The 19676-nt window shown below is 61.0% G+C and carries 23 protein-coding genes; 20 read left to right on the plus strand and 3 right to left on the minus strand.

The genetic code is table 11. From position 1 onward, the window contains the following. The first annotated feature begins 196 nt into the window (after positions 1 to 196). The 10 genes from LKX83_RS22370 to LKX83_RS22415 all read left to right on the plus strand — a co-directional run bounded on the left by LKX83_RS22370 (position 197) and on the right by LKX83_RS22415 (position 6862). The gene (locus tag LKX83_RS22370) at positions 197 to 916 is read left to right on the plus strand and encodes an SAF domain-containing protein (RefSeq protein WP_227885050.1); all 720 of its coding nucleotides are present in this window, start codon (positions 197 to 199) and stop codon (positions 914 to 916) included. After that, entirely contained in the window at positions 913 to 1758 is an 846-nt protein-coding gene (locus LKX83_RS22375) for a P-loop NTPase family protein (RefSeq protein ID WP_227885051.1), read from the plus strand. Before LKX83_RS22370 ends, LKX83_RS22375 begins: the two co-directional genes overlap by 4 nt. Beyond that, the gene (locus LKX83_RS22380; protein ID WP_227885052.1) at positions 1755 to 3170 is read left to right on the plus strand and encodes an ATPase, T2SS/T4P/T4SS family; all 1416 of its coding nucleotides are present in this window, start codon (positions 1755 to 1757) and stop codon (positions 3168 to 3170) included. Before LKX83_RS22375 ends, LKX83_RS22380 begins: the two co-directional genes overlap by 4 nt. Next, complete coding sequence (locus LKX83_RS22385; protein ID WP_227885053.1) at positions 3164 to 4093, plus strand: type II secretion system F family protein; 930 nt, start codon at positions 3164 to 3166, stop codon at positions 4091 to 4093. The genes LKX83_RS22380 and LKX83_RS22385 overlap by 7 nt, the downstream gene beginning before the upstream one ends. 33 nt (positions 4094 to 4126) lie before the next feature. Continuing rightward, positions 4127 to 5020: a hypothetical protein gene (locus tag LKX83_RS22390; RefSeq protein ID WP_227885054.1), complete on the plus strand. Its 894-nt coding sequence runs from the start codon at positions 4127 to 4129 to the stop codon at positions 5018 to 5020. A 15-nt stretch (positions 5021 to 5035) separates the two neighbouring features. Further along, complete coding sequence (locus LKX83_RS22395) at positions 5036 to 5185, plus strand: hypothetical protein (RefSeq protein ID WP_227885055.1); 150 nt, start codon at positions 5036 to 5038, stop codon at positions 5183 to 5185. Between the two features lie 16 nt (positions 5186 to 5201). After that, positions 5202 to 5348 (plus strand): hypothetical protein, encoded by a 147-nt coding sequence (locus LKX83_RS22400; RefSeq protein ID WP_227885056.1) that lies wholly within the window; start codon positions 5202 to 5204, stop codon positions 5346 to 5348. Continuing rightward, positions 5345 to 5770 carry a hypothetical protein gene (locus LKX83_RS22405; protein WP_227885057.1) on the plus strand — a complete coding sequence of 142 codons (426 nt, stop codon included), beginning with the start codon at positions 5345 to 5347 and terminating at the stop codon, positions 5768 to 5770. Before LKX83_RS22400 ends, LKX83_RS22405 begins: the two co-directional genes overlap by 4 nt. Positions 5771 to 5788: 18 nt before the next feature. Further along, on the plus strand, positions 5789 to 6274 hold the full coding sequence (locus LKX83_RS22410) for a hypothetical protein (protein WP_227885058.1): 486 nt from the start codon (positions 5789 to 5791) through the stop codon (positions 6272 to 6274). A 210-nt stretch (positions 6275 to 6484) separates the two neighbouring features. Then, the gene (locus tag LKX83_RS22415) at positions 6485 to 6862 is read left to right on the plus strand and encodes an ATPase (protein WP_227885059.1); all 378 of its coding nucleotides are present in this window, start codon (positions 6485 to 6487) and stop codon (positions 6860 to 6862) included. 436 nt (positions 6863 to 7298) lie between these two features. Here LKX83_RS22415 and LKX83_RS22420 read toward each other — a convergent pair whose 3' ends face one another. Continuing rightward, positions 7299 to 7730 (minus strand): organic hydroperoxide resistance protein, encoded by a 432-nt coding sequence (locus LKX83_RS22420; RefSeq protein ID WP_227885060.1) that lies wholly within the window; start codon positions 7728 to 7730, stop codon positions 7299 to 7301. Between the two features lie 84 nt (positions 7731 to 7814). Then, entirely contained in the window at positions 7815 to 8873 is a 1059-nt protein-coding gene (locus LKX83_RS22425; protein WP_227885061.1) for an EAL domain-containing protein, read from the minus strand. Positions 8874 to 9096: 223 nt separating this feature from the next. Between LKX83_RS22425 and gatC the strand changes: the two genes are divergently transcribed. From gatC to LKX83_RS22465, 8 genes are all read left to right on the plus strand, one after another. Further along, on the plus strand, positions 9097 to 9384 hold the full coding sequence (gene gatC, locus LKX83_RS22430) for an Asp-tRNA(Asn)/Glu-tRNA(Gln) amidotransferase subunit GatC (RefSeq protein ID WP_227885062.1): 288 nt from the start codon (positions 9097 to 9099) through the stop codon (positions 9382 to 9384). 24 nt (positions 9385 to 9408) lie between these two features. Beyond that, positions 9409 to 10863 (plus strand): Asp-tRNA(Asn)/Glu-tRNA(Gln) amidotransferase subunit GatA, encoded by a 1455-nt coding sequence (gatA, locus tag LKX83_RS22435; protein ID WP_227885063.1) that lies wholly within the window; start codon positions 9409 to 9411, stop codon positions 10861 to 10863. A 12-nt stretch (positions 10864 to 10875) separates the two neighbouring features. Then, on the plus strand, positions 10876 to 12318 hold the full coding sequence (gatB, locus tag LKX83_RS22440) for an Asp-tRNA(Asn)/Glu-tRNA(Gln) amidotransferase subunit GatB (protein ID WP_227885064.1): 1443 nt from the start codon (positions 10876 to 10878) through the stop codon (positions 12316 to 12318). 81 nt (positions 12319 to 12399) lie between these two features. Next, positions 12400 to 12873 (plus strand): GNAT family N-acetyltransferase, encoded by a 474-nt coding sequence (locus LKX83_RS22445; protein WP_227885065.1) that lies wholly within the window; start codon positions 12400 to 12402, stop codon positions 12871 to 12873. Positions 12874 to 12957: 84 nt separating this feature from the next. Continuing rightward, positions 12958 to 13656 (plus strand): MgtC/SapB family protein, encoded by a 699-nt coding sequence (locus tag LKX83_RS22450; protein ID WP_227885066.1) that lies wholly within the window; start codon positions 12958 to 12960, stop codon positions 13654 to 13656. 39 nt (positions 13657 to 13695) lie between these two features. Then, positions 13696 to 14346, plus strand: a complete 651-nt coding sequence (locus tag LKX83_RS22455) for a hypothetical protein (RefSeq protein ID WP_227885067.1) — start codon at positions 13696 to 13698, stop codon at positions 14344 to 14346. A gap of 127 nt (positions 14347 to 14473) precedes the next feature. After that, entirely contained in the window at positions 14474 to 14905 is a 432-nt protein-coding gene (locus LKX83_RS22460; RefSeq protein ID WP_227885075.1) for a Fur family transcriptional regulator, read from the plus strand. A gap of 163 nt (positions 14906 to 15068) precedes the next feature. Further along, entirely contained in the window at positions 15069 to 16817 is a 1749-nt protein-coding gene (locus LKX83_RS22465; RefSeq protein WP_227885068.1) for a glycosyl hydrolase family 18 protein, read from the plus strand. A gap of 100 nt (positions 16818 to 16917) precedes the next feature. Here the strand turns inward: LKX83_RS22465 and LKX83_RS22470 are convergent, their stop codons facing one another. Then, complete coding sequence (locus LKX83_RS22470) at positions 16918 to 17298, minus strand: DUF2614 family zinc ribbon-containing protein (RefSeq protein WP_227885069.1); 381 nt, start codon at positions 17296 to 17298, stop codon at positions 16918 to 16920. 154 nt (positions 17299 to 17452) lie between these two features. Between LKX83_RS22470 and LKX83_RS22475 the strand changes: the two genes are divergently transcribed. Continuing rightward, entirely contained in the window at positions 17453 to 18346 is an 894-nt protein-coding gene (locus LKX83_RS22475) for a nucleotidyltransferase-like protein (protein ID WP_227885070.1), read from the plus strand. 257 nt (positions 18347 to 18603) lie between these two features. Beyond that, on the plus strand, positions 18604 to 19398 hold the full coding sequence (locus LKX83_RS22480) for a hypothetical protein (protein WP_227885071.1): 795 nt from the start codon (positions 18604 to 18606) through the stop codon (positions 19396 to 19398). Positions 19399 to 19676: the final 278 nt, after the last annotated feature.

The raw sequence follows: 19676 nt of genomic DNA on the forward strand, positions 1-19676 counted from the left end.
ATTCGGCGGGATCCGGCAGGAACGTCCGACTATGTCGCATTTTGGAAAATCATGCTTTACAAGGCTGGTAGCTTCTGCTAATATGAGCCATACCAGCACTTACATATGAACAGCTACGACTGCGAAGAACGCAGGCGTGTGAGAGCGACAGCTCTCTACGCTTGCGTTCTTTTTATTTTCTCAAGGAGGCGATCAGGTGAACCGCAAGAGGCAGATGACCATCAGCCTGTCGGCTGCCGTGCTGTCCGGGCTGCTCGTGTACGGCGTGTACCTGCTGCAGCTGCGCCACATTCGGCTGGAGGAGACGACGCAAGTCGTCGTTCCCAAGCAGTTCGTGCCCGCCGGCACGCCGCTCGACCGAGGCATGCTGACGACGATGCAGATTCCGCGCGGCGCCGTGACCGATGACATGTTCGCGCGTGTGGACGAAGCGGTGGGCATGGAGACGTCCGCGCCGCTCGGGGCGAGCGAGCCGCTGCTCCGGTGGAAGCTCGACAAGTTCCGGCTGCTCCCCCGTCCGGGAGAGGCGACGTTTCAGATTCCCCGCGAGTACGTGAAGTCCGTATCCAACGGAATCCGGGCCGGCGACCGCGTCGTCGTGTACTTGTCTGCGGCCGACAACGTCTCGCGACGGCTGTTCGCGGGACCCGTCATCATCGCGGCGGTCAAGACGGCATCCAACCAGGAGATCGACAATCCGAAGAACTCGAACCTGCTCTCCCTCGCCGAAGGGGACAAGGAACGGATGTACGCCTCGCGGCGCGACGCGAACGGCAGCATCGACACCGTCAATCTCAATCTGACGGAGGCGCAATGGCTAGAGCTGGACAACGCGTGCAAGACTGGCGCCGCGAAGCTGGTCATCGCGTTCGACGCCTCCTCGTTCGAGGCCGCCGGAGGAGGGACGACGCCATGAGCGCGCGGGCCGGCAAATTGGTGGCTTTCGCCGGATCGACGCCGAATATCGGCACATCTCTGGCTGCGTTCGGCACGGCGTTTCGGCTGGCTTCAACCACGGGCAAGCGGGTGGGCTTCCTCTGCTTGAACTTGAAGAGCGCCAAGACGCACCTGTACCTCGGCATCGACAAACCCGAGATTACACTAGACGGTCTGCGCCCGGAGCTGAAGGCGGGCACCCTGACCGGGGACAAGCTTCAGCAATACGCCTTTGCCCCGTCCAGGCTGCACGGATTGCACGTCCTGTTCGGCAATCTGGCGCGGGACCAGGCCGAGTACTACGAGCCGGAGCAGGTGACGCGCCTGCTCGACGCTTCGCGGGAAGCGTTCGACTTGACCGTCGCGGACGTAAGCGCCTACTGGGACAATGCCGCCACTGTCTGCGCCATGCGCGAAGCCGATCACCGCTGTCTGGTGACGACCGGGAGCTTGACGCACTTTCAGGAGGATGTCAACCGCTGGACGGGGCAGGTCGGAGCGCAGTTCGGCATTGCCCAGCAAGACTACCAGCTCGTGCTCATGCAGGGCAAATACACGCATGCGGGAGGATTCGGAATGAAGGAGATTCGCAAGGAGACCGGAGTGATCTCGTTATCCGAGCTGCACTTGGCCGAGAGCGTCCATTTGCAGTTGGACAGCGGGCGGCTGGACGAGTGGCTCGCCGCCGAGGAGCGGCATGCGGCGGCTTTCGACGCGGTTGCGGACCCGCTGCTCCGCAAGCTGAATTGGGGCGAACGCCTGAAGCGGACGGACCGGCCGTGGCTCCGCAGGCTGCTCTACCACCGCGGGAGGGAACGGTGAGTCCGGATGCGGAAAGTCTACCGGCCAGGTTCTCCCCGACCGCCTATGCGGCCAAGCTGCAGGCCGAGCGGGGAGGGATGCCGGCGCTGGAGATCGAAGGCGCCGCGCCCGGCAGCCTCGATCTCAGAGCGTTGACCGAGGAGGCGCGGCACATGCTGGCTGCGCCCCGCGGCTGGAGCGACGAGGAGCGCAAGCGGTATGCCGAGAAGCTCAACCGCGCGGTCATCGGGTTTCCGCAGGAGCGGGCGGAGTTGCTCGCCATCCTCTCGGACTGGGTGATCAAGAAGCGGCTCCAGCACATCGCGCACGGTTCGCTTCCCTACGGCACGCTCGCAGAAGCGCTCTTCGCCGAAGTGATCGGGCTGAACGTCCTGGAGCTCGTCCTGCGCCACCGGGAAGGGTTGGAGGAGGTTCAGGTGGTCGGCACCCGCATTTTCGAAGTGCGAGACGGGCGGGCCGTCAAGTCCGCTTATCGTTTCAGCGATATCGCGCAGGTCGAGCGTATTCAGCAGAATCTCGTTTTGTTCAACAACGACCGGATCAACCCGCGCAAGCGCTGGGCGGAGGTGCTGCTGCTGGACGGCTCGCGGGTCACGATGACGGGCTTCGGCTTCACCGCGCAGCCGACGCTGACAATTCGGTTCTACACGGTGCGCCGCTTCGATCTGGAGACGTTGGTCCGCCCGGACTACCGGACGATTGACGAGGCGGTCCGCCGGTTGTTGCTGTGCATCGTGAAGGCGCGCTTCAACATGGTGGTGATCGGGCCGACCAATACCGGCAAGACGCACCTGATCAAGGCACTCATCTCCGCGATGCCGGACGAAGAGCGGATCGTGACGATCGAGGGGCGCTACGAGCTGAGGCTGCAGCGGGATTTCCCCGAGAAGAACGTCGTCGAATACGAGGCCGAGGAGGACGACCCGCTCCACGGACCTAGGCAGGCGTTCAAGCTGGCGCTCCGGCAATCCCCGCAGCGCATCTGCCACGCGGAAATCCGGGACGAGGACGCCAACATTTACGTGCGCGCCTGCACGCGGGGACATGAAGGAAGCATTACCTCGGTGCACGCGAACACGCTCGAGGACGTGCCGGAAGCCATCACCGACATGTGCATGCTCGACGGTCGCGGGATGAATCCGACCCGGCTGACCAAACGCATCGCGGAGCATGTCACGCAGATCGGCTTCGAAATGCGGATGGTCGGCGGCTTGCGCAGGCTCGTCCGGGTCGGCGAATTCGCCACGGCGGGCGGGGACATTTCCGTGCGGGATTGGGCGCGGTACGACGAGGAGACGGATACGTGGCAGCTCCCGCTCGCGCTGACCGATCGCGCCTGGGAGCGGATCCGCCGGATGGATCCCGAAGGCTATTCCCGGCTGCGCGGCGAAGGCGAGGTTAGCTCATGCTGACGCTCGGCATCGCTTTGCTGGGCGGGGTGCTGTTCCTGCTCTGCTACGTGTCGCTGCGGATCGCGCTGGAGCTGTTCAGCGCCCGATGGTCTCGAACCAAGCGTCTGCGCGCTCACCAGGACCGCCGCACGGACGAGGCTTGGCGCCGCTCCCGCTTCGGCCGCCCATACGAGCATGTGGCCGACTTGATGGCGGCGGCAGGTTGGAGGCTCCGACCTGACGCCTTCGCGATGCTCATGGCCGCGATGGCGCTGGGCGGGGCCGCCGTCGGCCTCCTGCTGTTTCAGTCCGCCCGGTCGGCGCTGCTCCTCTCGGCGGTGATGGGGGTGCTGCCCTACAGCTTGCTGAGGATGCGACTCATCAGCCGACAGCTCGCGGCGAGGCTCTACTTTTTGCCCGCCATCGAGCTGTTTTACCAGTGCTATTTGGTGACGGGATCGCGGCATGTTCGCACGGCGCTGCAGAAGATGGTCGAGGAGCGGCAACTGCCGGGCGAAGCGCAGGCGATTTTCGAGGCGCTTTATCGGAATCTCTGCGTGCAGGGAGACGACGAGCGCAGCTTGCGGACGTTCGCGCTGGCCGTCGGACATGCCTGGGCGGATTACTACGTCAGCATGATGAAGGTGGCGCTCTCGGAAGGGAACAACATCGGCGACAATTTGAAGGAATTGATCGACGACATGCGCAAGGCGCGAATGGACGATCAGGCGGAGCGGCATCGGCTGCTGGAGATTCGGCTGGCCAACTTCTCGCCGGTTGGATTTCTCGGACTGTTTCTCGGGATCAACTTCCGGCTGAATCCGGAAGGCAGCTATCGCTATTACGTGCTTGACCCGTCGGGCCGAGGCATGCTGCTGAACGCGCTCGTACTGCTTTTCGGCTCGTTCCTCATGGGGCTTTACTTGTCCCGCCGGAAGATGTAGGGGGGCGGACGACAGCGAGAGGAGGGATCGCGGTTGACGGATATCGGACTCGGCGTTTACAAGCTTGCCGGTTGGGCGATCCAGTTCGTCCTGGCTGCCTGTGCGATCGGCGGACTGCTGCACGCGTTGCTTTATCGAAAGCCGAGATGGCAAGTGGCGATCAAGGGCTGGCGGTTGCGGGAGCCGCCCCTCTGGTGGCTTCGCCTTATGCGATGCGACGCCGAAAGCACGGCGCTGCAGGAGCGCCGAATGCTGCTCGCCGGATGCGGCCTGCGCCTATCCCCGGCGCTGTATTTGGCCGCTAGGAGAAGTGCCATCGCACTCCTTGGCGCAGGCGCTGCCGCTGGCCTCGCGCTTGGGCAGTCCGGTTGGATTTCGGCGGCGCTCGCTTGGAACGAGGCGTTTTTGGTCCTTTTGCTAGGCGGCTTGTTGATGTTCGATCGGCCCTGTCTGGAGGCGTTCCAACGTTATCGGACCGATCGGATCCGCCGGGAGATCGTTGCCGTCATCAGCCAGCTGCTCTACTATACGGGCTCCCGGCTCCATCTGCATGGCAAGCTCATGCGCTGCCTCCCGTATACGAGGCTCATCCGGGGAGAGCTGCAACTGCTGTTGAACGAGTGGTACCACGACGCGGATGCGGCGCTTGGGCGGTTCAAAGCGAGGCTCGGCACGCAGGAGGCGTTCGGTTTTACGGAGACGGTTCGCTCGCTGCGGCTTTACGAGAGCGGCGAAGTATACGGCATGCTTCGGGAGGTCGTAAACGAGTACAAGGCGAACATCGACTTGGCCAAGGCGGGGCGCAAGGAGACGACCTCCTACGTGCTGTTCGTGCTCGCGGGCATTCCGATCCTGTATACATTCCAAATCTTTCTGTACCCATGGGTGCAGGAAGCGCAGCGTCTCTTCGACGCGCTGAATCCATAGAAAGGAGGTGCGATCATGCGGAACATCCTCATTACGGTCATGATGCTGATCGTCGTCGCGCTGCTGTTCAACACGATTATCGCGAACGATACGACCGGGACCAAGGTGCGCATCCAGACGCACGGTAACACGGCCAATACGACGCTCGGAAATATGGAACCTTAAACGGGGGAGAAGCGGGATGAGGCAGATTTTAATAACGGTCATGCTCCTTTTGACGGTTGTTGCGATTTACGCCAGCATCGTCGGCGGCGACGGAGGGATGCGCGAGCAGATCCGGTCTTCGGGAACGGGTATGGCCGGCGCCTTGTCCAGGGTGAGCCCGTGAAGCAGCTGCTGGTGTTTGTGCTCTTCGCGGGTATCTTCTGCTGGCTAATGTTCTCCCCGATCTACAAGCATGTCTGGGTACTCCGCCAAGCGCTGCTCCAGCAAGAGGCGGACTATTTGCTGGAAATCGGGGCGAGCGGACGATACGGCTACATCGACGGCGCGATGAAGGCGGATTCGCGGACGAGACTCGCGACGTACGGTTTCCAGCCCGGCCTGCTCGTCTACGAAGTCAGCTCGACGACGGGACAGGAGGGAGACGATCCTTCGACACCGCTCCCGCGGGGGACGGGACTGCGGCTCGTGATTCGCTATCCGTACGAGGGATTGCTGAATATCGATCGGCTGATCGGCATCGAGCCGCCGTCTCCGGAAACGCGCATGGCGGCCGCCGGGATGAAGATGAGCGAATACGTGCCGTAGGCCGCGGAGGGGGACGGGATGCACAAGCTGCTGTTCAGCGTGTTGATGATCGTCGTCTGGTGGTTGCTCCACGCCATGCAGATGGACGAAGAGTTGGCGATGGGAACGCTGCACGAGGGCAAACGCGCGATCGACCGCGCCGCCCACGCAGCCGCGCAGCAGGTGGATCGCGACAAGCTCGAGATCGGGATCCTGTCCATTGCGCCTGGGGCGGCGCGGTCTACGGCGCTAGACTACTTGCAAGCCAATCTGCGGCTTGGGCCCGATCTCGAGCCGGTGCCGGGCAGCTGGCTGCGCGAGCGGCTGGAGGTGCGCGTCTTCGAGGTGATCAACGAAGACGTCATGTTTCCCTATACGTATCGGAATCTCGCGTATGATTACGAGGTGACTTTGGACCGTCCGGGCGTCATCCTTATCGCCCATCTGAAGTACCCCCGCGTCTTCGGCGTGCTCGCTCCCGTCGAGTGGGATCTGAAAGGAACGGCCGAGCTCGTTTATACGTAACGGGCAGCCGGAGATGGCGACCGACCGGACTTGATAAGAGCGGCTCTTTGCTGCCGGAGTGCCATGCGAACTGCGCGTGCCCTTTCTCCGCTTCTCGCCGAGCGTTTCGCAGCGCGATTTTTGACGCCTTCTCTTGCTTTTTTGGACATCGCGGAACTTTTTTAGTAGGATAGAGCTACGTCCGCGTTCAACAAGGGGAGGGAGAACCGCGTGCTGAAACTGGGAGAAAAGATCGTCATCGTAGACGACCGCTTCGAGCAGCATTTGCCGGTAGGGGAATACGGCTACGTCATTGCTTACGATCGCAACAACGACAGCGCCTTTGACTATATCATTCGGGTTCCCAAGGCGAACCGTCAATTTTACGTGCCCGCATCCGATGTCGAGCTCGAGGAGCTGCTGCTCGAGCAGGAGGCAGAGCGGATCGGCCGGGAGGCGCTGATTGATTTCGCGCTGGCCACCCGGAACGAGGAGTTGTTCAAGCGCATCATGAACGGCGACGAGGAACCCGCCGAGGAAGAGACGAACAAGGAAGTGCAGAGTCGCGAGGAATTCATCCGGCAGGTCAATCTCAAAGCCTGGATTTAACCGATATGCCATGTCACGTGGATAGGCACAAGCACGCCGGCTCGAGGAGCCGGCGTGCTTTTTTGCGATCTGATTGGAATTTGACCGACAAGAGGTCACATGTATGCGAAAATTCGAACTCATAGTTGGCATTTGGCGGGCATGAGGTCTTTTGTATGCGAAAATTCGAACACGTAGTGGGCATTTGGCGGGCAAGAGGTCGTATGTATTCGAAAAATCGAACACGTAGCGGGTATTTGGCCAGCAAAAGGTTACATGTATGCGAAAAATTGAATACATAGCGGGCATTTGCCGGGCAAGAGTCACGTATGCGAAAAATCGAACAGACAAGCATCCCTAGGGCATCCCGGCCGTCGCTCTAAAAGGAACGTTTAAAACGTTCCCACGCCAAACGCCTGCCCAAAACCGGCAGGCGTTTGGAAATGTGGAAAGCCCGCTAGGATTGCGTCGTCTGATGGGCGACCGCCCGCACCTCGACGTCGATGTCGCCGCGCGTTGCCTTGGAGTAGGGGCACGTCTCGTGCGCCTTGTCTGCGACCTCGCGCGTCTGCTCCTCCGAGAGGCCCGGAATATATACATCGAGGCGAACGGAGAGGCGATAGCCCTCTTGTTCGCCTTTCATTAATGTTACGTTCGCCGTCACTTCGGAGTCTTCGGCGCTCAGCTTCCGGCTTTTGGCGACGGCTTTGACGGCGCTGTGGAAGCAGGCGCCATAACCGGCGGCGAACAGCTGCTCCGGATTCGTCGGTCCTTCCGCGGCATCGCCGTTCGGGGCCGACAGCTTCAGGTTCAGTCTTCCGTCCGAAGAGCGGACGAAGCCTTCGCGTCCGCCGCGGGATGTCACATGTGCCGTGTAGAGGGATTCCATCTCGATCGCTCTCCTTTAATGTAGATGTAGCGACTGCAGCTACCGTTCCTTGGCCGCGCCGGTATGTCATGTCGGCGGCGGCCGTCAGGTGCGCGCCGTCACCCGGGTGGGCATCGGCACCGGCGCGGGTTTACCGAACAGGTAGCCCTGCAGCAACGGCACGCCAGCTTGGCGCAAATAACGCCACTCCTCGTCACGCTCCACGCCTTCCGCCAGGACGACGCCGTGGAAGCGGGAAGCGCGCTCCATCACGTTTTCGATGTGGCGTTGCTTGCGCGGATCGGTGTCGCAGCCGTCGATCCATTTGCGGTCCAGCTTCACGTAATCCGGCCGCAGCTCCTCCATGACGTCCAGCGTCGCGTACCCGTCGCCGAGATCGTCCATCGCGAGGCGGATGCCCTGGCTGCGATAGGCGGCGAATATCCGCTTCAAGTGGTCGAGGTCGTCCAGCCGCTCGGTCTCCACCACTTCGAAGACGAAGTCGGCCGGGTCCATGCCGCTCATCAAAATTTGTTCGAACGTCGCCTGCAGACAGGTATCCGGCCGGTAGATCGACGAGGGCAGGAAATTGATGAATTTTTTGACCCCGGCAGGCACCTGGCGTTTCGCCAGGCGTATGGCGCTGTTGCGCGCCTCCCGGTCGAGAAACGAGTGCAGGCCCGCCTCCCGGGCGGCCGAGAACAGCTCGGCGGGCCGGAACGGCGGATGATCCGGCAGCGGCCGCAGCAGGAATTCGTAGCCGATCGCCGTCCCGTTCAGCTGAACGATGGGCTGCATGTAGCTGGAGAAGCGTTTGTTCAATATATAATCGATCACTTCGTGCGGACCGACGCGGGCGAAGAGGAGGCCGATCGGCACCCAGCCGTCGGAGTCCTCCGCCGAGCCTTCCGCCTCCTCTTCATAGGAGATGCGGCAGCGCACGGCGTCTTCCCGCGCTTGGCGAAGCTTGCGCTGGACGGCGTTCATGATCTGCAGCAGCTGCTGATGATTGTCGTAGCGGATGCCCCAAGCGTTCTGCGCCCCGTCCCGGGCACCCACAAGCTCATCCAGAATGGCGACGGCGCCCGGTTCGTCGGCGGCGAATTCCACTTGGCCGCAATCTCGAAGGGGCGCGTGACGTTGGCAAGTATGATAGCGTACCATGTCGTGTGTACCCTCCTCTTCTTAGATGTCCGTTCGTTCCGACACTTCACCTATTTAAGTATTCCCCGAACTCGTCCAATATGAAACGAAAATGCAAAAGAAAGCCCGACGAAAGAAGGTCCGGCGAACGCCGGGGCCCGTTTCCTCGATTGAGTTCAATCCGCTTGTCCGATATAATAATGAGAATGACTGGATCGATAGGTCGACGGGAGGAGTACGCACGATGAGCATTACGGTAAAAGACGTCGAGCACGTCGCGAATCTGGCGCGCTTGACGCTGTCCGACGCGGAAAAGGAGCAGTTCGCCGGACAATTGAACGCGATTTTGAAATACGCCGAGAAATTGAACGGCCTCGACACGACCGGCGTCGAGCCGACCAGCCATGTGCTGCCGCTCGCGAACGTCATGCGCGACGACGAGCCGCGGGAGTCGCTCCCGCTCGAGAAAGTGCTGCGCAACGCGCCCGACGAGGAAGACGGGCAGTTCAAAGTGCCGGCCGTATTGGAATAGTTCATTTTTAAGGAGGAACACGCGTTGTCTTTGTTCAACTTGCGGTTGTCGGACATTCATAACCGACTTCACCATAAAGATCTGTCCGTCGCGGAGCTCGTCGAGGCGTCGCTCGCGCGGATCGGCGAGACGGACGGCGACATCGGCGCCTTCCTGACGCTGGATGAGGCTGGCGCCCGCGCCCAGGCCAAGGCGCTGGACGATGCGGCCGGCGCGGAGCGCGGCCTGTTGTTCGGGCTGCCGGCCGGCATCAAGGACAATATCGTCACCGAAGGGCTGCGCACGACGTGCGCCAGCCAATTTCTGTCCAACTACGATCCGATCTACGACGCGACCGTCGTGCAGAAGCTGAAGAGCGCGCAGTCCGTCACGATCGGCAAGCTGAACATGGACGAGTTCGCCATGGGCGGCTCCAACGAAAACTCGTCCTTCCAAGTCACCCGCAACCCTTGGGACAAGGAGCGGGTGCCGGGCGGCTCGAGCGGCGGCTCCGCCGCGTCCGTCGCGGCGGGCCAGGTGTACTTCTCGCTCGGCTCCGACACCGGCGGCTCGATTCGCCAGCCGGCCGCCTATTGCGGCATCGTCGGCCTGAAGCCGACGTACGGACTCGTCTCCCGCTTCGGCCTCGTGGCGTTCGCGTCGTCGCTGGACCAGATTGGCCCGCTGACGAAAAACGTCGAGGACGCCGCCTACGTTCTCCAAGCGATCGCCGGCCACGACCCGCGCGATACGACATCCGCGAACGTGTCGATCCCGGACTACGCGTCCGCGCTGACCGGCGACGTCAAAGGCCTCAAGATCGGCGTTCCGAAGGAATACCTCGGCGAAGGCATCGACCCGCAGGTGAAGGCCCGCGTCTTGGAAGCCCTGAAGGTGTTCGAATCGATAGGCGCCGTTTGGGAAGAGATCTCTATGCCGCATACGGATTACGCCATCGCGACCTATTATTTGCTCGCCTCGTCCGAAGCATCCTCGAACCTCGCCCGGTTCGACGGCGTCCGCTACGGCGTCCGCGCGGACAATCCGGACAACCTGCTGGACCTGTACAAGCGCTCCCGCAGCGAAGGGTTCGGACCCGAGGTCAAACGCCGCATCATGCTGGGCACGTATGCGCTGAGCTCGGGTTATTACGACGCATATTACAAAAAAGCGCAGCAGGTCCGCACGCTTATCAAGCGTGACTTCGACCAGGCGTTCGAGAAATACGATCTGATCATCGGCCCGACCGCCCCGACCACGGCGTTCCGCATCGGCGCGCAAGTCGGCGACCCGCTGACGATGTATTTGAACGATATTTGCACGATCCCGGTGAGCCTGGCCGGCGTGCCCGCCATTAGCGTGCCTTGCGGCTTGGCGGACGGTCTGCCGGTCGGTCTTCAGATCATCGGCAAGCCGTTCGACGAGTCGACCGTGCTGCGCGCGGCCCACGCCTATGAAGGGCAAACCGAACATCACAAGCTGCGCCCGGCGCTGACCTAGGGAGGATTCACCATGTCTGTCGTTTCCAAATACGAGACGGTCGTGGGACTGGAAGTGCACGTCGAGCTGCACACCAAGTCCAAGATCTTCTGCGGCTGCGCGACCTCGTTCGGCGCGCCGCCCAATACGAACACGTGCCCGGTCTGCCTCGGCCACCCCGGGGTGCTGCCGGTGCTGAACCGCCAAGCCGTCGAATACGCGATGAAAGCCGCCATGGCGATTAACTGCGACATTGCCGAATGGTGCAAGTTCGACCGCAAAAACTATTTTTATCCGGACTCTCCGAAGGCGTACCAGATCTCGCAGTACGACCAGCCGATCGGCAGCAACGGCTGGATCGACATCGAAGTGAACGGCGAGACCAAACGCATCGGCATTACCCGCCTCCACCTGGAGGAGGACGCCGGCAAGCTGACTCACATCGATGGCGGCTACGGCTCGCTGGCGGACTTTAACCGGGTCGGCACGCCGCTTGTCGAGATCGTCTCCGAGCCGGATATCCGCTCCCCCGAGGAAGCGAAAGCATACCTCGAAAAGCTGAAGGCGATCATGCAGTACTGCGACGTGTCCGACGTGAAGATGGAAGAAGGCAGCCTGCGCTGCGACGCGAACGTGAGCATCCGGCCCTACGGCCAGGAAGCGTTCGGCACGCGGACCGAGCTGAAGAACATGAACTCCTTCCGCGGCGTTCAGCGCGGCTTGGAATACGAAGTGATGCGCCAGGCGGACGTGCTGGACGGCGGCGGCCGCGTCGTTCAGGAAACGCGCCGCTGGGACGAGTCCCAGGGCAAGACGTTCAGCATGCGGAGCAAGGAAGAAGCGCATGACTATCGCTACTTCCCGGATCCGGACCTCGTGCGAATCCATATCGACGAGGAATGGAAGACGCGCGTGCGCGCGTCGATCCCCGAGCTGCCGGACGCCCGCCAGGCGCGGTATGCGACGGCGTACGGCTTGCCTTCGTACGACGCGGGAGTCATCACTTCGTCGATCAAGCTCGCGGACTTTTTCGAAGAGAGCCTGAAGTACACGAACGATGCCAAGGCTTCCGCCAACTGGATCATGGGCGACCTGCTCGGCTACCTGAACGCGAACAACCTGGAGCTCGAGCAGGTGAAGATAACGGGCCAAGGGCTCGGCGAGATGATCCAGCTAATCGAGAAGGGCACGATCAGCAACAAAATCGCGAAGACCGTCTTCAAGGCGATGCTCGAATCCGGCAAGCTGCCGCAGCAGATCGTCGAAGAGCAGGGCCTCGTGCAAATCAGCGACGAAGGCGCGATCCTCGCCATCGTCGACGCCGTCATCGCGGCCAATCCGCAGTCCGTAGAGGACTTCCGGGGCGGCAAGGACAAGGCGATCGGCTTCCTCGTCGGGCAAATCATGAAAGAAACGAAGGGCAAGGCGAATCCTGGGCTGGTTAACAAGCTGCTCATGGACCGCCTCAAAGCATAATATAAATGAGTGAAGATAGAGGCGGCAGACCTGTCCTAGGCGGGGAAGCCGCCTCTTTCGCTAAGGGAGAGAAAGATAGCGATGGCGCAAATCGAACGTTTGGACTTGCGAAAGGCGGAGACGGCGGAGGAGCTGTGGCTGCTTCAGCATGCCGCCTACCGGGTGGAAGCGGAGCTGATCGGAGTAGCCGATCTGCCGCCGCTGAAGGATACGATCGCGACCCTGCAGGCCGCGGAGGAAATCTTCTGGGGCTTTCGCGACGAAGAGGGGGAGTTGGTCGGCGTGCTGGCGACGGAGCATCCGAAGGCGGACGAGGCCGTCATTTCCCGCATGATGGTGCATCCATCGCAGTTTCGCCGGGGGATCGCGGGCAGGCTGCTCGGCTTCGTGCTGGAGGCTGCTCCGCCTTCTACCGCATGGGAAGTGACGGCCGAGGAGCGCAATCTTCCCGCGATCGCGCTCTATCAGCGTTTCGGGTTCCGCGAGGCCGGGAGGTTCCGCCCAAGGGCGGATATCGTCATGATTCGAATGATCCGCGCCGCGACCAAGACCTGAGTCGGGCATGAACCCCGCCGGGGAGCCGTTGAGTGGGGTGCGGGCCGGATGATACAATGAGAAAAATAAGGCGGCGAAAATCTATTGCATAATCCTTGGATCATTGATGACTGGCACTTGATGCTGCGTCTGCTGTTATCGGTGCTGCTTGGCGGTTTGATCGGTTACGAACGGGAAAGGAAAAATCACGCGGCCGGTCTCCGGACGCATACGCTCGTTTGTCTGGGATCTTGCCTCATTATGGTATTGTCTATTTACGGTTTTTCCGAATTCGTCGATCAGCAGGGCGTGAACCGGGATCCCGCCCGGCTTGCGGCGCAAGCGATCACCGGCATCGGCTTTCTGGGTGCTGGGACGATCATGTTTACGGGCAAGTCCATCACGGGACTGACGACGGCTGCCTCGCTGTGGGTCGTCATGGCGATCGGCCTGGCGGTCGGCGCGGGCTTTTACCTGGCCGCTGCGTTCTCCGTGGTTCTTGCGCTGATCGTGCTTTGGGGTTTGAATATTTTGGAGAAGCGCTATGTGAATCATACGGGAGAGCATATGTTCACCGTAACCGTCGACGCGAACAACGTCTCCACCGAGCCGATGCAGCAGCTGCTGCTGCGCCATGGCGCCAAGCTTTTGCGGGTGCAGTTCGACGAAGTGACCGATCACGCGCACGGGATCGGTCTGATGCGCATACGTTTGACGGTCCGCCTGCCGAAGGCGACGCTTGTCCTGGCGATCGCCGAGCAGCTGCGGACGATGACCGGAGTTACCGCCGTGTCTGCGGAATAAGCGGCGATCAGATCTTGATGAATGTCGGAGGATGAGAACATGAACGAGTCGAACGAGCGGCAGCAGCCGCCGCAATCCCAGACCCAGCCGGACCCGGGCCCGCAGAACGCTTCTTCGTGGAGCGATCCGGCGCTGCCCTATCCGCCCGGCTACCCGAAGGACTATGAGATGCCCAAACGTTCGAAGCGGAGCAAGCTGCTCGCGGGCTTGTTCGCGTTCTTCATTCCGGGGACCGGGCATATGTATCTGGGACTGATGGTGAAGGGCATCGTGATCATGCTGCTTCTGGCGCTGAACATTTGCGGCATCGTTTTCGTGGCCAACGAGAGCCCGAACAACGTCTTGACGATCGTGCTGGTCAGCCTGATGATTCCGATCATTTATTTCTACAATATTTTCGATGCGGTGCAGAGCGCCGAAGCCGTCAACGAGCGGCTCGCGGCCGGTCCCGGCTATCCGTATCCGAACGGCTGGAACGGCCGCGCGACCGGCAGGGAAAACGATCCGCGCGCGATCCCGGCGCTCAGCATCGTGCTGCTGGCCGCAGGCGGCGCGATCCTGCTCGGCATGGCCAATCTGAAGTGGCTATTCCATTCGGGCGGGTCGCTTATCGGCGCGCTGGTCCTGATCGGTGCGGGCGTCGTGCTCTGGCTGTGGGAGCGGCGGGGACATCCCGGGGGCCGAGAATAGCGGCTCGTCCGCGAGCCTCGCGGCTTTCCGCGGGCGCCACCCGGTATTGAAGGCGCCTTCTTCCATTGACAATTCTGAAAAGCAACACGTACAATGATGCTAACTTGAAGGAAAGGCTGTGAAGAGCATGGACTCCCGGGTTCACCATGCCGTGGACCAGCTCAAATCCGGAGGAGTCCGGATGACGCCTCAACGGTATGCCATTCTTGAATACCTGATGGAATCGCCTTCGCATCCTACCGCGGACGATATATTCAAGTCGCTGTCTCCCCATTATCCGAGTCTGAGCGTCGCGACCGTCTACAACAACCTGAAGCTGTTCGTGGACGCGGGGCTGATCCGGGAACTGACGTACGGGGACGACTCCAGCCGGTTCGACGCCGATCTGTCGGACCACTATCATGCGATCTGCACGAGCTGCGGCGCGATGGTGGACTTCGATCATCCGCCCGTGAGGGACGTCGAAGTCGCCGCCGCCCAGCGCACGGGCTTTGTCGTACACGGGCACCGCATGGAGATTTATGGACTGTGTCCCGCTTGCGCGGGCTTGAAGTCTTAACGAGCGAATGAAGATGGACGCGCGGCTGGGTCGATATCCCCGGCGCGCGTTTTCATTTGCCGCCCCCTTTCGAGACGGACGTCGGGCGGCGAACCGACCCGGGCGCAACTTTGCGCCCGGTTGGTTCGTCCAATGTAGGACCGATTGACGGGAGCGTGAGAATTTGGAGACAACTGTGTACAGCGGACGCCGCCGGCGTCACAATCGGACGGGCCCTTTTCTGGGGCTGCTGCTTCTCTTTTTGTTATCCGCATCGGCGGTATTCGTTTGGTGGTGGGTGACCCAGCCCAACAAAGAACACGAGACGCCGGAATATATGACGAATCCGCACCCGATCATGCTGAACGGGGAATGGAGCAAAGCCTATGCCCTGGGCGAAGGGGAGGGGCTTTGGGTGCCGCTGACGCTCGTCGAATCGATGATGGGCGACGGCGTCCGGTACGAAGCCGGGACGGAGTCGATCATTCTGACGACGGACAAGAGCGTGCTTCACTTCAAGACGGGAACGCTCGACGCCACGCTGAACAGCAAGCCGTTCGCCCTTCGGTTCGGCGCGAAGAAGGTGAAGGACGGCACGCTGTATTTGCCTTTCGCGCCGCTCAAGCAGTTGTTCGGCATTTCCACGGAGACCGGAGGGACGACGGGTATCGTCACGCTGCAAACGCCGGGCCAGGCGATCCAGCGGGCGGTCGTGCCGAAAAGCAAGAACGGGAACGGAGTCGCGCAGGTTCGCAGCGGTCCGAAGCGCTCGTTTCCGATCGTCGAGGATTTGAAGGCGGGCGCCGCGCTCTCCGTTTGGGGGGAGCTCGAAGGTTGGTACAAGGTGCAGTCGGCCGAAGGACATATCGGTTACATGCGCAAGAAAGACATCGTGCTCGAGCGAATCGACAAGGTCCCGTCCGCCGCAGAGGAGAACGAGGAACCGTTCGTCCCCTGGAAGCTGACGGGCAAGCGGGTCAATCTGACGTGGGAAGCCGTATACACCGCGCATCCCGATACGTCCAAGATTGGCGACCTGCCGGGCGTCAACGTCGTCAGCCCGACTTGGTTTCAGCTGCTGAACGGCGCGGGCGATATTCGCAGCAAGGCGGACGCCGGGTACGGCGCCTGGGCGCGCGGGCGGGGCTTGCAGGTATGGGGGCTGTTCGCCAATTCGTTCGAGCCGGAGCGCACGCATGCCGCGCTGGCGACCTACGAGACGCGAAGCCACATGATCCAGCAGCTGTTGGCCTACGCCAAAACGTTTAAGCTTCAGGGGATCAACCTGGACTTCGAGAACGTCTATACGAAAGACAAGGACAACCTGGTCCAGTTCGTTCGGGAGCTTACGCCGCTCCTGCACGAAAGCGGGCTCGTCGTCTCCATCGACGTAACGCCCAAGTCGAACAGCGAGATGTGGTCCGCGTTCCTCGACCGGGGGCGGCTGGCGAGCGCCGTCGACTATCTCATTCTCATGGCGTACGACGAGCATTGGGCATCCAGCCCGCAGGCGGGGTCCGTCGCATCGCTCGGCTGGACGGAGAATTCGATCGCAAGGCTGGTGCAGGAGGATGGCGTCCCTTCGGAAAAGCTGATCCTCGGTATGCCGTTTTATGCCCGGCAATGGACCGAGAAGCCCGACGGAAACGGCGGTGTGAAGGTGTCGTCCAAAGCCATCGGCATGAACACGGTCGCCCAGCTTCTGAAGGACAAAAAGTTGAAGCCGACGCTTTCGGAGACCGGGCAGAACTACGTCGAGTTTCAGGAGGATGGCGCGACGCAGAAGATTTGGATCGAGGATGCGACCTCGATTCAGGCACGCGCGGCGCTGGTGAAAAAATACAAGCTCGCGGGAGCCGCGTCCTGGACGCGCAGCTTCGGCTCGGACGGCATCTGGCAGGTGCTCGACCAAGCGCTCCAGAGTTACCCGTGACGCGGGCTGTCGACAAGCCTTCCGCAGCAAAAACCAAAAAAAGACTTCGCCAATGAGATGGCGAAGTCTTTTTTTGGTTTTACTGAGTTGTACGATTCCTTCACATCGGGGAAGCAGGGCGCTCCTCGGCTTCGGGGGAGGCGGCGGCCGTGCCGGCCGTGGCCAGCGCGGGATCCCACGTCAGGATCGTATGGCAGTACATGCAGCGGTCCGTCTTGCCGAGCATCTTGGTGCGCTTCCCGCATTCGGGACATTCCAGCACGGGAGCGCTCGTGGACAGCATGCCGACCCAGAAATAAATGAACATGCTCGCGCCGCAAGTCAGAATGCCGATCACCATAAAGATGGCGGCGATAATCTTGCCGACTTCGCCGAACAGCAAAATGCCGCTCGTCCCAAGGACCATGAGGCCCATGCCGCCCAGCACGAGCAGAAGCCCCCAGGTTCGCATGGTGGAGATTTTGCTTGCCCTCATTTTCATTTCAAGTTGCTCCTGTCATCTTAATCGGCCGGCTCGGCAGGAAACCGAAGCCGGACGTAGAAATACACATTAACCCGCATTTTGAACGCAATAAACATTATAGCTTACAAAAGGCGGGCAAGCCACTCAGAAGCGGGACAAGGTGGTGAACATCGTGAGACGATTGGATGAAAGAGGTTTATTTTATACGGATCTCTTCGGGCGCGACGAAGATCTGATCGGCCTGCTGCTGATCAAGAATCCCTATGCCTATCCGACACTGATCGACGGCATGGACAAGCTCGTGATGGCAGTCTACGAGCATCTGCCGGGGGAAGCGGCCGAAGCCGAGCACTGGATGTGGGAGGATACGCGCATTCAGGTGCGCAGGGTGACGCCAGCCAAGCTGGACGCCTGGATCGTGCGCGGCGAGTATCGGGGGATCATCCACTGCCTCGGGCAGGGCGAGGTGCTGTACGACCGGGACGGCTATCTCGAACGGACGAGACGGCGGCTCGGAGAATGGCCGGCGGATATGAAGGAGCAAAAGCTGCTTTGCGAGTTCTCCCGGTATCTCCGCACGTATTTTCAGGCCAAGCAAGACCTCAAGGACGGACAGATCATGGACGCCTACACCCATATTCTCGCATCATTGAACTATTGGGCCCATATCGCCCTGATCGAGGACGGGATGCATCCGGAGCCGACCGTATGGGGGCAAATTCGACGGGTGAATCCCGGTATCTATAAATTGTACGAAGAGCTCACTTCCAGCCAGGAGACGCTGGAGCAGCGCGTCCATCTGGTTTTGCTCGCGGTGGAGTTTTCCGTGTTGACCAAGATGAAGTCCTCCTGCGCGCTCCTGACCCGGATCTTGGGCGGCAGCCAGCAATCGTGGAGCATTTCGGAGTTGCAGCGGCACCCTGAACTGGAGGGGCTGGCGCTCGATCTGTCCCTCGTCCTCCAGAAGCTGGCTATGCGCGGCTATATCCGGGAGGTGGCCAAGCCGGTGAGGCAGAAGGGCGTCCATTTGCTGGAGCTGCGATATGCCGCTTTGTTGAACGAGTGAGGAACGGACGCATCGAACGACTGGAACCCTTCCGAGAGGAAGGGTTCTTTTTCTTTTTCAACCATTTAGAATGGATAAGTTTCACGCTTATCCATTTCAAAATGGTCTCCGATAAAAACGTCTCGCCCTCATCTGAGGACGGCGAGGCCGTTTTTACTTGGGACGAAGTTGTAGGATGCGCCGAATGGCGCTATAATGCTTTTATACGAAATGATAATGATTCTCAATTACGAAACCGAAGAAAGAAGGGGCCGTCCGTGCGGGGAAAAGAGGGAAAGGGCATCTTATTTCATCAGACGTCCGTCCGGTCGCTGGGCGATCGGACACTGTTGACGGCGCCGGCCGGCCGGGGCGTATTGATGTCGGCTGCGGATGGGACCTGGGAGCCCTGCATGGACGGCTTGCCTCCGGATATACACGTCAATCGCCTCTGCAGCGAAAATGGCCGGGTATACGCCTGCACCGACAGGGGGCTTTATCGTCTGCTGGACGGCCGATGGATCGACCTCGGACTGCCTCATATGTGTTACGAATACAAAGAGCAAGACGGCCGGGGCTACGCGGCGACGGAAATGGGCTTGTGGTGCCGGACAGCGGAAGGGTGGCGGTGCATCGCCTGCTCGCCCAGCCCGGTCTACGATGTGCTGCTTACGCTCCCCTTCATTTTCCTCGCGCTCCCCTCCGGGATCGCCATGTACGATCGCCTGACCGGCACGTGGGCGCGGTTCCATTTCCCGACGGCCGTCGTGAGACTCGTCGGCGACCGGGGCGCGCTTCTCGGAATTGACGAGCGCGGTCGGTTGATCCGCGGCGACAAGCGCGGTGGCTTCGAGCGGATCCGGTACCCGGGATTCTTCCTGTTCAACGCGGTCCGGCGAGGCGAAGCTCTCTATATGTGTGCGGACCGGGGATTGTATCGGCTCGTCGTCCTGGGAGGACAGCCCGCGCTCGTTTCCGTCAGCATGGGCTGCCCGGTGACCGATGTCGACCTGCAAGAAAATCAGCTGCATTTGGCCACGCTGAACGAGGGCATTCAGAGCATTCGGCTGTAGCCGAATGTTTTCGACAAAAAATCTGAAATAGGCGTTGACGAGCGCCCACGATCTGTGTTAAATTAAATCTCGCCGCTCGAGAGGGCATCTCGGGAAGGCGGCAACCGACAAAAGAAAAGGCAAAAAGGCTAAAAAAAGTCCTTGCATTGAAGTAGTCGGTTGTGATATATTATAAAGGTCGCTGTTACGAAAGCGACGACGCAAGACGAGGTCGAAAGACCGCGATTGCTCCTTGAAAACTGAACATCGAGCGTAAGCTTACAACGGACCCTGTCGCC

This window comes from Cohnella baijiui (assembly GCF_020731285.1).
In the GTDB taxonomy this organism is placed as follows: Bacteria; Bacillota; Bacilli; order Paenibacillales; family Paenibacillaceae; genus Cohnella.

What these genes read in the sequence shown, in the direction of transcription:
- LKX83_RS22375 (WP_227885051.1), top strand. Translation starts at nt 913, where the DNA reads ATGAGCGCGCGGGCCGGCAAATTGGTGGCTTTCGCCGGATCGACGCCG.
- LKX83_RS22385 (WP_227885053.1), top strand. Translation starts at nt 3,164, where the DNA reads ATGCTGACGCTCGGCATCGCTTTGCTGGGCGGGGTGCTGTTCCTGCTC.
- LKX83_RS22395 (WP_227885055.1), top strand. Translation starts at nt 5,036, where the DNA reads ATGCGGAACATCCTCATTACGGTCATGATGCTGATCGTCGTCGCGCTG.
- LKX83_RS22400 (WP_227885056.1), top strand. Translation starts at nt 5,202, where the DNA reads ATGAGGCAGATTTTAATAACGGTCATGCTCCTTTTGACGGTTGTTGCG.
- LKX83_RS22410 (WP_227885058.1), top strand. Translation starts at nt 5,789, where the DNA reads ATGCACAAGCTGCTGTTCAGCGTGTTGATGATCGTCGTCTGGTGGTTG.
- LKX83_RS22420 (WP_227885060.1), bottom strand. Translation starts at nt 7,730, where the DNA reads ATGGAATCCCTCTACACGGCACATGTGACATCCCGCGGCGGACGCGAA.
- LKX83_RS22425 (WP_227885061.1), bottom strand. Translation starts at nt 8,873, where the DNA reads ATGGTACGCTATCATACTTGCCAACGTCACGCGCCCCTTCGAGATTGC.
- gatC (WP_227885062.1), top strand. Translation starts at nt 9,097, where the DNA reads ATGAGCATTACGGTAAAAGACGTCGAGCACGTCGCGAATCTGGCGCGC.
- gatB (WP_227885064.1), top strand. Translation starts at nt 10,876, where the DNA reads ATGTCTGTCGTTTCCAAATACGAGACGGTCGTGGGACTGGAAGTGCAC.
- LKX83_RS22445 (WP_227885065.1), top strand. Translation starts at nt 12,400, where the DNA reads ATGGCGCAAATCGAACGTTTGGACTTGCGAAAGGCGGAGACGGCGGAG.
- LKX83_RS22455 (WP_227885067.1), top strand. Translation starts at nt 13,696, where the DNA reads ATGAACGAGTCGAACGAGCGGCAGCAGCCGCCGCAATCCCAGACCCAG.
- LKX83_RS22460 (WP_227885075.1), top strand. Translation starts at nt 14,474, where the DNA reads ATGGACTCCCGGGTTCACCATGCCGTGGACCAGCTCAAATCCGGAGGA.
- LKX83_RS22470 (WP_227885069.1), bottom strand. Translation starts at nt 17,298, where the DNA reads ATGAAAATGAGGGCAAGCAAAATCTCCACCATGCGAACCTGGGGGCTT.